Here is a 13,983-nt window from a genome sequence, read left to right as displayed (position 1 = left end):
GGCGTTTTTCTGTTATTCTTCGTTTTTATGAACGTAGACTTGATGAGGGAACGGAATTTCAATGCCTGCAGCATCAAGCGCTTCTTTCATCGCTTTTCTCAAGTCGCGTTCCACGGCCCACTGTTCCATGTTTTCCGTCTTACCAAGAATACGGATGACGATATCGGATGATCCGAGGCTTTGGACACCAAGGACGTCCGGACCTTCTTTGAAGCGTTCATCCTCTTGGAAGTCCTGAGCCACTTTCTGCAGGACAGCCATTGCTTCGTCAATGTTCTCATCATACCCGATGCCAATGTCCACAAGGGCACGCATGTTGCCGCGGGAGTGGTTGGCTACACCTGAAATGTTGCGGTTTGGAATGAAGTTCAACGTTCCATCAAAGCTCCGGATGCGGGTTGTGCGGATGCCTACTTCCTCGACAATTCCGTCATAACCGCCGGCGGTTACGTAATCATCCACTTCCACTTGACGTTCAAGCAGGATGAAAAAGCCGGTGACAATGTCTGACACAAGACCCTGGGCTCCGAAACCGATCGCAAGACCAACGATTCCTGCACCGGCAAGGAGAGGGCCGATTTCAATGCCGACAGCACTGAAGAGCATCATGACGAGGATGAAAATAAGAGCATAGGAAAAGAGGTTAACAGAAAGTTTCTGTAACGTTTTATTCCGTCCTTCGGAGAGTTTCCTCTGGGTACTTAAGCGGTTGATGGCCGATTCGATGGCTTTACGGCCGAGTGGTTTTGCAATAGCATAACCGATCAGGAGTACGAGCACTTTCAAGCCGACTTGAATGAGCAGTTCGACAAGCTCTGAGAGGTTAAATTGCATTCCTTCTTCAAATAAATTCATAGCTGCATGGAGCTCCTTTCTTTATGTCCTTGTACTGACCTCTCTAATAGAATAGCGGAACGTAAGGGATGATTTCAATGATTTGTCGAAAATACGCATAAAACTTCGCATATCCGCTTGCGTTTTTTACATTTCTTTCTATTTGCCAAGAGGCGTATAGGGACACCCTAATCTTGTGCATATAATGGAAAGACATAGGCAGGCGTGAGCTGTTCAGGCTGGACAAGATCCAAAAGCCGGGGAAGGGAACCCAGGAGCCATTTGCTGAGATCCTGCGGTAAAGCGGGAAAGGGCTTAACAGAAAATTTTAAAAATTATTTCAAATGGGTGGCAATTTATTTCGATACCCGATATATTTATAAATACGTTGACAGCGAAGGAGGTCATGATTTGGATACGTTCAAAAAGTTGAAACAGTTTTACTGGCCGTTTAAAAGTTATTTTTTATGGTCCATGTTCGCCCTGCTTTTTGTTACAGCTATTACCGTGGTTTATCCGATTGTCTTGCAGAAAACGATTGACGATGCCGTATCAGGGGAGCAGTACAGCTTAATTCCCTATTTATGTGCTGCTTTTATCGGACTTATGATTGTTAAAGGAATCGCTACATATTTCAACCAGTATTATGGAGATTATTTCGGCATACGTTCGGTTTACACACTCAGGGATGAAATTTACAAGAAACTGCAGCGTCTGCCTTTCCGTTACTATGACAACGCGAAAACGGGGGATCTGATGTCCCGTTTGACAGCGGATGTGGAAGGCTTCCGGTTCTTTTTATCCTTTGGCTTTTCAGAACTGCTCCGGATTGTCCTGTTGATTGTGATCAGCTTGATTGTCATGTTTTACTATTCCGTTCCTCTGGCACTGGTCACGATGGCTGCAATGCCGTTTCTTGGGATAGTCGTCTACCGGTTTGACCGCCGTGTGCACCCGGCTTTTCGTAAAATCCGGAAATCATTCGGTAAATTGAATACAAGAGTACAGGAAAATATCAGTGGAATGAACACGGTAAAATCTCTTTCCAGAGAGGATTTTGAAATCGGTCGTTTCTCCAACCGCAGCAATGACTACAGGACGAAGTATATCGACACCTCCAACATATGGTCGCGTTATTTTCCGCTGATGGAGTTTATCGGAAACGTGTCGGTTGTGGCACTGCTGGCCTATGGCGGGTATCTTGTCATCAATGGCTCGCTCCAGCTTGGAGAGCTGGTGGCCTTTTTCAGCTTTGTATGGTATATCCTCGGTCCATTGATGAATCTGGGGTTTGTCATCAACCAGTTTTCACAGGCCAAAGCATCCGGCGAGCGGCTGCTTGAGATATTAGAAGCTCCGGAAGAGATTACCGAAAAGGAGGATGCCATCCATCAGGAACGACTGAAAGGCCATGTCACCTTCAAGGATGTCACACTGACGTATGTGGAGGATGATGACTCAGCACTAAAGGAGATCAGCTTTGATGCCCCACCTGGGAAAACGATCGGGTTAATCGGAGCTACAGGGTCAGGCAAGACGAGTATCACCCAGCTGATTACCCGTTTTTATGAACCGGAAAAAGGGGAGGTGCTTGTCGACGGCCGGCCGGTTTCGGATTATGGATTGAGAACCCTCCGGAAGAATATAGGCTTCGTGCTCCAGGAATCGTTTTTATTCTCGACTTCGATCAAGGAAAATATCGCCTATGGTAATCCAGATGCGACTATGGATGATGTGATTGATGCAGCCAAAAGAGCCCAGGCTCATGAGTTTATCATGGAGTTGTCCGAAGGCTATGATACGCTCCTTGGAGAGAGGGGCATGGGATTATCCGGCGGACAGAAGCAGCGGATTGCGATTGCCCGCGCGATTCTTATTGACCCTGCTGTTCTCATTTTGGATGATGCGACCTCAGCTGTGGATATGGAAACCGAGTTCAACATCCAAAAAGCTCTACAGGAAGTCATGAAAGGCCGTACGACATTCATCATTGCCCACCGCATTTCCTCGTTGAAGCACGCCGATGAAATCATCGTTCTCGAAGATGGAAGCGTGAAAGAACGCGGGGTGCATGAAGAGCTGTTGAGCAATGGAGGACCGTATCAACGCATTTACGATATTCAATACCAGGACAAAGAAAAGATTCTAAATACAGCTTCCCATCGATGAAAGGAAGGAGGGACATTCTATGGCAGGAAAAAATAAACACTTAAACCGTTTCAAATATTCACAGGATCAGGCCATTGAGAAGCCTTTTAACTGGGCACAGATGTGGCGTCTGCTTACGTACATCAAGCCGTATACAAAAAAACTTCTGCCTGTATCCATTATTTCCATGCTGATTTCCACGCTCGTCCGGCTGATTGTACCGATTTTAATTGGTAAGGTGGCTATTGATACTGCGATTGCAGAAAGAGACAACGGTTTATTGATCCAGCTGGTGCTGGGAATTGCAGGCTTGTATGTTCTCAGCTACATCGCCAACGCCTTGAGGATTAAGTATGTCAACATTCTGGGGCAGAACGTGATTTATGATCTCCGACAGCATTTGTTTTCCCATGTCCAAAGGCTGTCGCACAAGTTTTTTGATTCAAGATCTGCCGGTTCCATTCTCGTGCGGATTATGAATGATATCAACTCGCTTCAGGAACTGTTTACAAACGGGATCATCAACCTTCTGATGGATATTGTTCTCTTAACTGGGATCATCGCTATTCTGCTGGCACTCGATCCGAAGCTTGCCCTGGCGATTCTCGTGATCATGCCGCTGATGTTCTATATTTCCACGAAGCTGCGCCGGAATATCCGACGCTCCTGGCAGCAGGTACGAATCCAGCAGTCCAGGCTGAATTCCCACTTGAATGAAAGTCTGCAGGGCATTCGGATTACCCAGTCCTTTACACAGGAGAAGGAAAATACCGAATACTTTGACGGGGTGAACACGGATAACTTTCTCGCATGGAAGGAAGCGACGAAAAAAAGTGCGATGTTTCGTCCGTTTGTCGAAATGAGCAATGCCATCGGTACAGTCATCCTCGTTTCATTTGGGGCCTGGTTGATTCTTCAGGGAGATATCCAGGTCGGAACGTTTGTATCGTTCGCCTTCTTCCTTGGGATGTTCTGGGAACCTATATCCAGACTGGGGATGATGTACAACCAGCTTCTTATGGCGATGGCAGCCTCTGAACGGATCTTTGAATTCCTGGATGAAGAACCAAATGTCGAGGAGAAGAAAAATGCCGTGGAACTGAAGGATATGAAAGGTCACATCGAATTCGACCACGTTCAGTTTGCCTACGATTCCAAGCGGATTGCTCTTCATGATATCAACCTTGAGATGAAACAAGGAGAAACGGTGGCCCTTGTTGGACATACGGGATCAGGGAAATCTACGATTGCCAACTTGATCAGCCGTTTTTACGACCCAACCAAAGGTGCCGTCAAAATCGATGGGGTGGATTTGAAGGATGCTTCCATTGATAGTATCAGACAGCAGATCAGTGTCGTTCTTCAGGACACGTTCATTTTTTCGGGAACGATTATGGAAAATATCCGCTTCGGGCGTCCGGGTGCTACGGATGAAGAGGTGAAAGAAGCGGCAGAAGTGGTAGGAGCGGATGGTTTTATCCAGCGCTTGAACAACGGCTACGAAACCGAAGTAGAGGAGCGGGGGAATATTCTTTCAGCCGGAGAACGGCAGCTTCTCTCCTTTGCCCGGGCCCTGCTTGCCAATCCGAGAATTCTCATTCTGGATGAAGCAACAGCGAGTATAGATACAGAAACCGAATTGAAGATTCAACAGGCTTTGAAGAAGCTCCTGAAAGGGAGAACAGCCATTATGATCGCCCACCGCTTATCAACGATACGTGAAGCCGACAACATTTTCGTGCTCGAGCATGGAAAGATTCTTGAGCAGGGATCTCATGATGAACTTATGGATCAGCACGGTGAATATTATGAACTTGTAAAAGCCCAGTTCCAAATGCTGGATGCCATATAATAAATCACCCTGTAGAAAAATTCTACAGGGTTTTTTCTTTTGAACAACGTTAGAAAAGAACGGAGGAGGGGAACAGGCAGATAGGTCGACAGGACGGATGGTGTGCGGTACGATAAGAATTGAAAAGACTTTGTGAAGTTTGTCACAAAATAGTCATCATCTTGAATACCACAACGGTGTTTTACGTTTTATACTAATCCCAGAACAGATTTTGAGATTATTCCTGGGTAGGAGGGAACGAATTAAGATGTTTGGATTCGAAACCGTCGAAGTGAGTCGTGCGCTCACTGCGATGACATTACTATTTCACGCCATTTTCGCAACACTGGGAGTCGGGGTCCCCGTCCTCGTGTCCATTGCGGAATTCATCGGAATCAAGCGGAAGGATCCGCATTACACTCTGCTCGCCAGGCGCTGGACGAGAGGGTATACGATTACGGTCGCTGTCGGAGTTGTGACAGGGACGGCGATCGGTCTGCAGCTGTCACTCATCTGGCCGAGCTTCATGAGGCTTGCGGGGAACGTGATTGCTCTGCCGTTATTCATGGAAACCTTCGCCTTCTTCTTTGAGGCGATTTTCCTAGGGATCTACTTATATACGTGGGACCGGTTCAAGAAGCCGATCTACCACTGGCTGTTATCCATTCCTGTGGTCATTGGAGGAACGATGTCCGCCTTCTTTATTACAACGGTGAATTCGTTTATGAACACGCCCCAGGGTTTTGAGCTGGAAGAGGGCCGTTTTACATCGGTGGATCCACTTGCGGCGATGTTCAATCCTGCGACACCGACGAAGGTCTTTCACGTCATATCTTCCTCTTATTTAACCGCTGCAGCGGTGCTTGCAGGGATTGCTGCTTTCATCATTTTGATAAAAAAAGGATCCCTCTATCACAAAAAAGCATTAAAACTTACAATGACTGCCACTTTTATCTTTGCCATGCTTACAGCGCTTGCCGGTGATTTATCGGCGAAGTTTCTGGCTGAGCATCAACCCGAGAAGCTCGCAGCCGGGGAATGGCACTTTGAATCCGAAGAAGGCGCAGACCTTGTTGTATTCGGTACCCTGAATGAGAACAATGAAGTTGAAAACGCGATCAGGATTCCCAATGCTTTAAGTTTCCTCGCTCACGGCGATTTTAATGCAGAAGTGGAAGGGCTCGAGGAAACACCTGAGAACGAGCGGCCTCCCTTATGGATCCACTATATGTTCGATCTGATGGTATCGATCGGCTTTTACACCCTGGGGATTTCTCTGCTCTTCCTTGTGCTCTGGAAATGGAAGAAAGGAAACCCGTTCCATCCTATTCTCTTGTGGGGAGTAGCAGCGGCTGGTCCTTTGACGATGCTCGCGATTGAGTTTGGCTGGATTTATGCCGAAGTCGGAAGACAGCCGTGGATTTTGAGAGGCTTTATGACTGTTGCGGAAGGTTCGACGACATCTCCGTACATCGGCTGGATGTTTGCGCTGTTTGCTGCCGTCTACCTTGTGCTCGGTGTTGGATGTCTGCTTACGTTACGCAAAATATTCAAAGGCAAGCCTGCCGAGCTTGAACTGGAGCACCGCTTTCCGAATACAGCCGCAGCCAGCAGGGAGGGACAGTCATGAGCTATGAAATCATCGGGATATCCGTCCTCTGGTTGTTCCTTTACGGATATTTGATCGTCGCATCTGTAGATTTTGGTGCTGGCTTTTTTGCCTATTATGCAAGAATAACGAAAAAGGATCACTTGATTAATCAGCTGATCTCCCGGTACCTCTCTCCGGTATGGGAAGTGACGAATGTTTTCTTCGTCTTTTTCTTCGTCGGTCTTGTCGGATTCTTCCCGGATATGGCGTATTATTTTGGGCAGTCCCTGTTGATTCCGGGAAGTATTGCGATTGTTCTCCTTGCTATACGGGGATCCTTTTATGCGTTTGAAAACTATGGATCCAAAGACAACTCCCTCTACATGTTCCTTTACGGAGCGACAGGGCTGCTCATTCCGGCCTCTTTATCCACCGCTCTGACGATTTCAGAGGGAGGCTTTATTGAAGAAACGGAAAATGGTGTGCAGCTTCTTTTCGGAGAACTGTTCTCAAGCCCTTATTCATGGAGTGTCGTTTTTCTCGCCATCGTTTCCGTTCTTTACATCAGCGCGATGTTTTTAACGTATTATGCCCATCGTGCAGGAGACCGCCCGGCACTTGAAATTGTCAGGAAGTATGCCCTGTTCTGGAGCTCTCCGACCATCATTGCCAGCCTCACGACATTTATTGCTTTGAGTCAGCAGAATCCAGAGCATTTTCAACGGGCGATTGACTTGTGGTGGGTGTTCGGAATTTCTGTAGGGTTCTTTATAACTGCATTGTTCCTCGTCTATACAGAAAGGTTTTACGGATGGGCCTTTATAGCCGTCATGCTTCAGTTCTTCGTAGCTTTCTTTGGGTATGGAGCGTCTCATCTTCCGTATCTGCTTTATCCGTACGTGACGATTTCCAATGCGGTGACGAATGAATCGATGGCTGTGGCGCTTGTCATTGTCTTTATTGCAGGTCTTTTCCTGCTGATTCCATCGCTGATTCTCCTCATGCGCATGTTCTTGTTTGATGCAGATTATGTGAAGGGGAAAAAGTAGCAGAGCTCCTTCTCTACGCTTACTGAAGAAAAACACCTGCATCATGTAAGGTCACGGATCGCTTATTGGCGGATACCAGCCTGACCAAATAGATATCGATAAAAGGGGAGAACCTCTGTTTGACAGACGTTCTTCCCTTTTTGCTCTGCAAGACCATAGTGGTAAAGAACATGTCCCTTATGAATACCCCGCCTTTCCCCGGTCCCGTCTGAATGGTAGGAGCTTCTTTAGGCAGTGGAAGAACAAGTGGTTTCTACTTTTTTATGTGATGGACACAATTGTGTGATAGAATAAGCATAGATTTTTTACGTGATAGATGGGGGTCGGGAAAGATGAAGAAAGAATTTGCCGTCATTGGTCTTGGACGATTCGGGGGCAGTATATGCCGCGAATTAAGCCGTGAAGGAATGGAAGTGCTGGCGCTTGACCTTGATGAGGATAAAGTCAATGAATACAGGGATATCGCGTCTCATGCCGTCATTGCAGATTCGACGGATGAAAATGCCCTGAAAGAACTTGGATTCCGCAACATTGACCATGTCATTGTTGCCATAGGTGACAATATACAGGCCAGCATGCTGACTACTTTGATTCTAAAAGAAATGGGCATCAAAATGATTACGGTCAAAGCCCAGAATGATTACCACGAAAAGATCCTGAACAAAATCGGTGCCGATCAAGTCGTCCATCCGGAAAGAGATATGGGGAAAAGGATTGCTCATAATATCATTTCCAATAATATTCTGGATTACATCGAGCTTTCCGATGACCACAGCGTTGTCGAGGTGAAAGCCGGCAGTAAAATGGGCGGACAAACATTGGTGGACCTCGATATCCGTGCGGAATATGGGTGTAACGTCGTTGCCATTAAGCGGGAGAAGGATGTGATTGTCTCCCCGATGGCTACGGAGGAAATCAGGGAAAGTGATGTCCTGATCGTCATTGGTGCAGACAAAGATATCAGCCGCTTTGAAAAAAATCTTGTTGTTGAGGACTAAACCAGAAGCCCCGGTTCCTATATGGAATCCGGGGCCTTTATTATAAGTGTTTATAAATAATAATAAGGACATGCCGCTCATTGGTCTCATTCGGAGGCGAGATTCAATCAGCTTTTCCTTTTTAAACAGCAGCCCCCTCGTTTAACAGGACGCTCGACTTTATTTTTCGTCGTTTCAATAACGATTGGGGTTGGGGTTTGTTTCATGGTCCGGTTGACCTTAACCAGTCTTTTTCTTCTTTTTTCTTTCATAGCCACCTCTCCTTACACCTTGATACTGTAGTATAAGCACACTATGGAAAAAGGGAAGGGCGCTTAACGCTCCCCGATATGAAATGGGTGCTTTACATAGCGGCCGTCCCATATGGAGTAGCAGGCGGAGCGTGGAGAATGGAATTTGTAGGAGATGATCACCATTTTTACCGTGCTGTCCTGGTGACTTTGAAGATCATAAGAGGAGGGCACGGGTGCTGTTCCCGGATGGGTATGATAAACGGCCAACACCTGCTGCCCTGATTGTTCAATGGCTTCAAGGGTGGAAGAAACGATGGTCTTACTGACAAAAAAACGGCGGGGGGAAGGGCGTTCGTTCACAAGCGGCCAGATTTGCTCAACCTTTTCACCGTGACCCGAGATCAGTCCGCAGGCTTCATTCGGCAGGCAGGTATACCCGTGATCGACCATTTGCTCATATAACCTCTGATCAATCCTCACCATTATCCGTTCCACTTCTGAAAGATGGAAAAGATCGAAGAGAATTCCCGTTTTTTAGCAGGGGTCTCCTTCTCCAATAATGGTTCTGACCCAGGAGAGACGATTTCCGGCTTATGCCTCTGCGTGATGTTAGCCTTTTCGATTGAGACAGGGGAGGTGCGTTTCATCCCCTTGGAGGCCTGTTGTTCAGGGAGAGTTGATTCCTCTGCTGGAATGGCCGCGATGGTATGAGCGATGGTTTGAACCAGCGCTTTTTTATTTTCAGGCTCTTTCTGAATTGTAGTTACCGCCGGCGGAGTGTGGGAACTCACGGTCTGGGCGGGTTCTTTATCGTTTTTTTTTGAAGTTGACTTTAAGATGGTATTTTTGACAGGTTCTATAAACGGGTGGCGGGACGACCGTTTATGTCCTCTCCGGGTCGACTCTTGTGCGGTTGGATAGTTTTGCTGATACTGGCCCGGTTGTGGTGGATAGTAGGAGGCAGGGCTGGAATATGGATAAGGCTGCTGGGGAGGGTAATAGTCCTGTCTCTGGGCTGGATACATGGGCGAGGAATGCAGCATCGTCTTCAGTCTCCGATACTCTGAAACTTTAGGTCCTGCCTGCTCTTTCGCCGTCGTCTTCTGTTCGGTGTATTCCTGCATCTTCTGCGCTTTCATTTCCGCTTTTAACTGATCAATTTCACTTTTTAACCGGTCATTCTCAGATTGCTGCACTTGTTCCTGTTCACGATCGTCCTGCTGTTCAATAATCACATTCATTTTCTGAATTAAATCTTTCAATTGCAGGCGGTCAAGCTTTTCCTTGATGTCTTCCACATCATCTTTCAATAGATGAACATGCTCACTCAGTTGCTGAACTTGAGCTGTGAGCTGATTCGTTCGCAGCTCAAGCTGCTGGTTGAATTCTTCCATTTTGTTGATAACTCCTTCTAACAATAACTTATAATGAAGCGGATCTTTTCCCCTGTACCCATCCTCCACCGTCCAGTCACCATTTTCCAGAGATTGGACCATCTCCTTAAAAAGGTTGATGTTCCATTTTAGGAGCTCCACATGGTCCGGGCCTGTATGGCTGAACTGTCCCATCATTCATCACCCTTACCAGCACAGTATTATAGTATTGATTCGTTCCTGATCCGTGACACATCGCTGAGGTGTTTTTAAGACACCTGCCCACGGTTGTGAAACGGCTCTTTTTACATATCAGCCTATGCCCGCCTTTGGGATGTTATGTGTGGAACATTTCCTTTGGGCTGGACAGACACCATATGAGGTCTCCTGCATGTAATATAGGTGTTCGCACAAAATTGTAAAATCCCACCAAACATCAGCGAATGTACTAGACCCAAGCTTTTTTCCAGACATATGCTACGAATGAAAGAAAAATCTTATTCGGAGGTGTTTGCTAACCATGCAAGCAAAAAATCTTAATGGGGGCCAGGAGCTCCTATGTATCAACACAACAAAAGTTTATGACTGGGTAATCAATGAGGCTTCGTTTGATCTAACAATCGGAGACTTTGAGCTTCCCGTCGGTCCCTCAGGAGAACAGCTTGAGTGTGATGACATTGAAGAAGTCATCTGTACAGTAGAGCCGCGTGAAGACGATCCGATTGAAATCGTCGGACGCGTCGATCAGGAGCTTGTCGTTGACGGAACGCTGTTGACGCTTCAGCTTGTGAACATTCGTAAATACTTTACGGTAACCATCGCTGTAGAATTGACAGCAGAAAATGGTGGAGCAGTTGTAGAAGTAGGAGAAGCTGACTTTGTCCGCTGTGAGCAGGTACTATTGTGTGCGCCGGAAGGAACAGACGTGGAGGTTACTTATACAGACCTTGACTGTTTTGTTTGTAACTTCACGTGTGAAGAAAATGGAACAGCTGGAGATTCCCTTGATGACATCACGGTATCCGTGCGTCTCTGCCAAAGCATCCAATCCACATATCCAGTAACGCTTGAGCTTATTGCTGAGTTCTGTGAGCCGCGTGATCTGCTTCCAATCCCACCTTGCCCGGCACCAACAATGCCGCCACAATGTCCGGTATTGTTCCCAACGGCTGACGATGGTGATAATGCGTAAACCAGCTGCATAAATACAAGAGAGGAATCCCTTCTTCTCTTGTATTTTTTTTGGAGGTGGCATGATATGGAACGGTTGTTGCAGTTGAAAAAACAGCAGGAGGCCCGCATCAAGGACATCCGTAAAAAAGTCACCGCATTGAAGGCAGGACAGCACAGGGCTGTTATCTGTTTTTTTACGTATTCCATCCACGTTTCCCATGATTCCGATCAGGAAAGTATGATGATCGCAAGTTTTCATATCCGTAACCTGGGTCACCAGGTGATGCATGACCCTTACATCTGCCTTAAGATGTCAGAGGATTCCCCATTTCAATTCTCAGGAAAATATATACATAAAGCTCAAGTCGCAAAAATGAAGGCAGCAGGTGCCTGGCTTCGGATGGATGAAGAACAGGCGAAGAACGAATTCTGGTTAAAACCCCTGGAGCAGAACATGATTGAACCTGGAGGGTCCCTGACCTTCGCAAATTTTCAGCTGAAATGGAAACCGGAGAAATCCTATGCTTCCATTATGCAGGGATTTGCGTATGGAAAAGGGTGGGAATCCGGTGTACCCTCCTTGAACCAGATGAGTGCAAGTGGTGTGAAAGGGGAGGGAGATTGATGGCGGAAGAAAATGTCCAGCAATTTATAAAGCATTGGCTTGTTGAAAAATTAAAACAGAAAAAGAGTGCCAAGCGGACAGATGACCATAGTTTTGTTTTTCTGGAGGAGGACTCCTTGAAGCTGCTTTTCCTATACCTGATGCAAAAACAGGAGCAGGGGGGAGAGCTGGAAAAGTCTCCTCTTGTCGATGAGGTGGAACAGTGGATGGGGGATGTACTGGTACAGCTCGAAGAGATTGAGGCCCTTTTAGATGAGGGGGAAGAATGAAAGAATCTTAAGAACGGGACGGAATCCCCGTTCTTTTTTTGTTTACTGAATGAGCGATAAGGAAATACAAAGGATAGACGAGAAATTCAGCAAGTTGAAAGGATGAAGCATATGTTTGAAAAACGTACAGGAGCATTACTGACACAGCAGTTGATCGACTGGGGTGTGGATCATGTATACGGCATGCCTGGTGATTCTATAAATGAATTGATTGATGATTTGAGAAAAAGGAAGGACGAGATCGAATTTCTTCAGGTCCGCCACGAAGAGACAGGTGCTCTGTCGGCAGCCGCATATGCGAAGCTTACTGGAAAACTTGGTGTGACGATGGGGATAGCCGGTCCGGGAGCCATCCATCTATTAAATGGACTTTATGATGCGAAGGCTGATGGTGCGCCTGTCCTTGCTATCGTGGGGCAGGTACACAGCGAGGAAATTGGAACCGGAGCATTTCAGGAAATTAATCTGGAGCGCATGTTTGATGATGTATCGGTTTTTAATCAACGTGCGGAAACGGAAGAACAGCTCCCGGATCTGCTGGACCAGGCAGTGAAGGAAGCTTATGCCAATAAAGGCGTGTCTGTATTGATTGTCCCGGATGACTTATTCGCTAAAAAGCAGAGCGATAACACGAGACGGACATCCGGTGAATTTTTCAAACCGGAAATTTTCCCTCGTCAGGAACATTTAAATGAGGCAAGGAAGTTGATTGAGAAGTCCGAAAAACCGTTGATTCTGGCAGGACAGGGGACGAAGTCTTCAGCCAGTGAACTGATTGCCTTCGCCGAAACCATTAAAGCGCCGATCATTATGAGCCTGCTCGGAAAAGGGATCATTCCCGATAATCATCCCTATTGTCTGGGCCAGCACGGTCAAATTGGTACCAAACCGGCGTACCATGCGATGAAGGAAACCGACCTTCTCATTTTAGTCGGCACCCAGTTTCCTTATCGTGACTTTCTCCCGGAACAAGTGAATGCGATTCAGGTTGATCGGGAGCCCGCTCACCTTGGCAAGCATTATCCGATTACAACAGGCCTTGCCGGGGACAGCCGGGAAACACTGCAGGCGCTGACCGATGTGATGGAACCAGTGGAAGAACGCAGCTTTCTGTCTTACTACCAGGAAAAGATGAAGGATTGGCGTATTGCTGTACAGGAGGAAAAGAGAAGGGAAGAGGATCCTCTACATGCTCCACAAGTAATGTATGAATTGGAAAAACATTTGAAGCCGGGGGCAGTCGTTTCCGGAGATGTTGGGAACGTTACCGTATGGCTCACACGCTTCCTTCATCTCGTCAACCAGAAATTCCTCATTTCCGGCTGGCTTGGAACAATGGGGAGTGGACTCCCTGGTGCCATAGCAGCGCAGAAAGCTCATCCGGAGAAGCAGGTGGTCGGAGTATCCGGAGACGGAGGGTTCTCCATGGTCATGCATGATTTCGTCACCGCTGTTAAATACGACCTGCCGATTAAAATGGTTGTTCTGAATAACAGTAAAATCGGGATGATTAAGTATGAGCAGGAACAGATGGGACACTTGAATTATGCAACAAACCTTGGTGAAGTGGACTTTGCCAAATTTGCTGAAGCGTGCGGAGCAGAAGGCTACCGCATTGAATCCTATGAAGAACTTGGGACCAAAATGAAGCAGGCATTCCTCTCAGATAAACCGGTTCTGATTGATGTAGTCATTGAAGACCAGGCTCCGCTTCCAGGGAAAATCGATTACACATCGGCGGTGAATTATTCGAAGTATATCGTGAAGGAATTCTTTGAATCCGGAACGCTGGACCTTCCTGACCTCAAGAAATCCATTCAACGTTTATTATAATACCACATCAAAAAAGCCCGCTGTCG

General features: G+C 46.8%; 13 protein-coding genes. 9 read left to right on the top strand and 4 right to left on the bottom strand.

The annotated features are described in order from the left end of the window. Positions 1-12: 12 nt before the first annotated feature. Positions 13-855, bottom strand: coding sequence for a mechanosensitive ion channel family protein (locus tag ACXADP_RS12190; RefSeq protein WP_474968361.1), 843 nt, complete (start codon positions 853-855; stop codon positions 13-15). Between the two features lie 390 nt (positions 856-1,245). On the opposite strand from ACXADP_RS12190, the gene ACXADP_RS12185 reads away from it, so the two are divergent. The 5 genes from ACXADP_RS12185 (at position 1,246) to ACXADP_RS12165 (ending at position 8,451) form a co-directional block, all read left to right on the top strand. Continuing rightward, entirely contained in the window at positions 1,246-3,003 is a 1,758-nt protein-coding gene (locus tag ACXADP_RS12185) for an ABC transporter ATP-binding protein (RefSeq protein ID WP_474971539.1), read from the top strand. A 19-nt stretch (positions 3,004-3,022) separates the two neighbouring features. Continuing rightward, complete coding sequence (locus tag ACXADP_RS12180) at positions 3,023-4,834, top strand: ABC transporter ATP-binding protein (protein ID WP_474968363.1); 1,812 nt, start codon at positions 3,023-3,025, stop codon at positions 4,832-4,834. A 247-nt stretch (positions 4,835-5,081) separates the two neighbouring features. Further along, on the top strand, positions 5,082-6,443 hold the full coding sequence (locus ACXADP_RS12175; protein WP_474968364.1) for a cytochrome ubiquinol oxidase subunit I: 1,362 nt from the start codon (positions 5,082-5,084) through the stop codon (positions 6,441-6,443). Further along, positions 6,440-7,453 (top strand): cytochrome d ubiquinol oxidase subunit II, encoded by a 1,014-nt coding sequence (locus ACXADP_RS12170; RefSeq protein WP_474971538.1) that lies wholly within the window; start codon positions 6,440-6,442, stop codon positions 7,451-7,453. Before ACXADP_RS12175 ends, ACXADP_RS12170 begins: the two co-directional genes overlap by 4 nt. Before the next feature lie 332 nt (positions 7,454-7,785). Then, positions 7,786-8,451, top strand: coding sequence for a potassium channel family protein (locus tag ACXADP_RS12165; RefSeq protein ID WP_160835446.1), 666 nt, complete (start codon positions 7,786-7,788; stop codon positions 8,449-8,451). A 107-nt stretch (positions 8,452-8,558) separates the two neighbouring features. Here the strand turns inward: ACXADP_RS12165 and ACXADP_RS12160 are convergent, their stop codons facing one another. The 3 genes from ACXADP_RS12160 to ACXADP_RS12150 all read right to left on the bottom strand — a co-directional run bounded on the left by ACXADP_RS12160 (position 8,559) and on the right by ACXADP_RS12150 (position 10,252). Beyond that, positions 8,559-8,702: a hypothetical protein gene (locus tag ACXADP_RS12160; RefSeq protein WP_156896443.1), complete on the bottom strand. Its 144-nt coding sequence runs from the start codon at positions 8,700-8,702 to the stop codon at positions 8,559-8,561. Positions 8,703-8,765: 63 nt separating this feature from the next. Further along, positions 8,766-9,167 (bottom strand): M67 family metallopeptidase, encoded by a 402-nt coding sequence (locus ACXADP_RS12155; RefSeq protein ID WP_474968366.1) that lies wholly within the window; start codon positions 9,165-9,167, stop codon positions 8,766-8,768. Further along, complete coding sequence (locus ACXADP_RS12150) at positions 9,167-10,252, bottom strand: hypothetical protein (RefSeq protein WP_474971537.1); 1,086 nt, start codon at positions 10,250-10,252, stop codon at positions 9,167-9,169. The genes ACXADP_RS12155 and ACXADP_RS12150 overlap by 1 nt, the downstream gene beginning before the upstream one ends. Positions 10,253-10,577: 325 nt before the next feature. Between ACXADP_RS12150 and ACXADP_RS12145 the strand changes: the two genes are divergently transcribed. The 4 genes from ACXADP_RS12145 (at position 10,578) to ACXADP_RS12130 (ending at position 13,957) form a co-directional block, all read left to right on the top strand. Continuing rightward, a complete protein-coding gene (locus tag ACXADP_RS12145) occupies positions 10,578-11,249 on the top strand; it encodes a BMQ_0737 family morphogenetic spore coat protein (RefSeq protein ID WP_474971536.1) in 672 nt (223 codons plus the stop codon). A 66-nt stretch (positions 11,250-11,315) separates the two neighbouring features. Then, positions 11,316-11,855, top strand: a complete 540-nt coding sequence (locus ACXADP_RS12140) for a hypothetical protein (RefSeq protein ID WP_474968369.1) — start codon at positions 11,316-11,318, stop codon at positions 11,853-11,855. After that, a complete protein-coding gene (locus tag ACXADP_RS12135) occupies positions 11,855-12,124 on the top strand; it encodes a hypothetical protein (RefSeq protein ID WP_474971535.1) in 270 nt (89 codons plus the stop codon). Before ACXADP_RS12140 ends, ACXADP_RS12135 begins: the two co-directional genes overlap by 1 nt. A 111-nt stretch (positions 12,125-12,235) precedes the next feature. Next, positions 12,236-13,957: a pyruvate oxidase gene (locus ACXADP_RS12130; protein WP_474971534.1), complete on the top strand. Its 1,722-nt coding sequence runs from the start codon at positions 12,236-12,238 to the stop codon at positions 13,955-13,957. Positions 13,958-13,983 lie beyond the last annotated feature (26 nt).

Source organism: Halobacillus sp. AWH4_228 (genome assembly GCF_056158365.1).
This window is presented reverse-complemented; position numbering and strand designations above follow the sequence as displayed.

Coding starts and splice junctions, on each gene's coding strand:
- ACXADP_RS12190 (WP_474968361.1), bottom strand. CDS start 855: ATGAATTTATTTGAAGAAGGAATGCAATTTAACCTCTCAGAGCTTGTC.
- ACXADP_RS12180 (WP_474968363.1), top strand. CDS start 3,023: ATGGCAGGAAAAAATAAACACTTAAACCGTTTCAAATATTCACAGGAT.
- ACXADP_RS12175 (WP_474968364.1), top strand. CDS start 5,082: ATGTTTGGATTCGAAACCGTCGAAGTGAGTCGTGCGCTCACTGCGATG.
- ACXADP_RS12170 (WP_474971538.1), top strand. CDS start 6,440: ATGAGCTATGAAATCATCGGGATATCCGTCCTCTGGTTGTTCCTTTAC.
- ACXADP_RS12165 (WP_160835446.1), top strand. CDS start 7,786: ATGAAGAAAGAATTTGCCGTCATTGGTCTTGGACGATTCGGGGGCAGT.
- ACXADP_RS12160 (WP_156896443.1), bottom strand. CDS start 8,702: ATGAAAGAAAAAAGAAGAAAAAGACTGGTTAAGGTCAACCGGACCATG.
- ACXADP_RS12155 (WP_474968366.1), bottom strand. CDS start 9,167: ATGGTGAGGATTGATCAGAGGTTATATGAGCAAATGGTCGATCACGGG.
- ACXADP_RS12150 (WP_474971537.1), bottom strand. CDS start 10,252: ATGGGACAGTTCAGCCATACAGGCCCGGACCATGTGGAGCTCCTAAAA.
- ACXADP_RS12145 (WP_474971536.1), top strand. CDS start 10,578: ATGCAAGCAAAAAATCTTAATGGGGGCCAGGAGCTCCTATGTATCAAC.
- ACXADP_RS12140 (WP_474968369.1), top strand. CDS start 11,316: ATGGAACGGTTGTTGCAGTTGAAAAAACAGCAGGAGGCCCGCATCAAG.
- ACXADP_RS12135 (WP_474971535.1), top strand. CDS start 11,855: ATGGCGGAAGAAAATGTCCAGCAATTTATAAAGCATTGGCTTGTTGAA.
- ACXADP_RS12130 (WP_474971534.1), top strand. CDS start 12,236: ATGTTTGAAAAACGTACAGGAGCATTACTGACACAGCAGTTGATCGAC.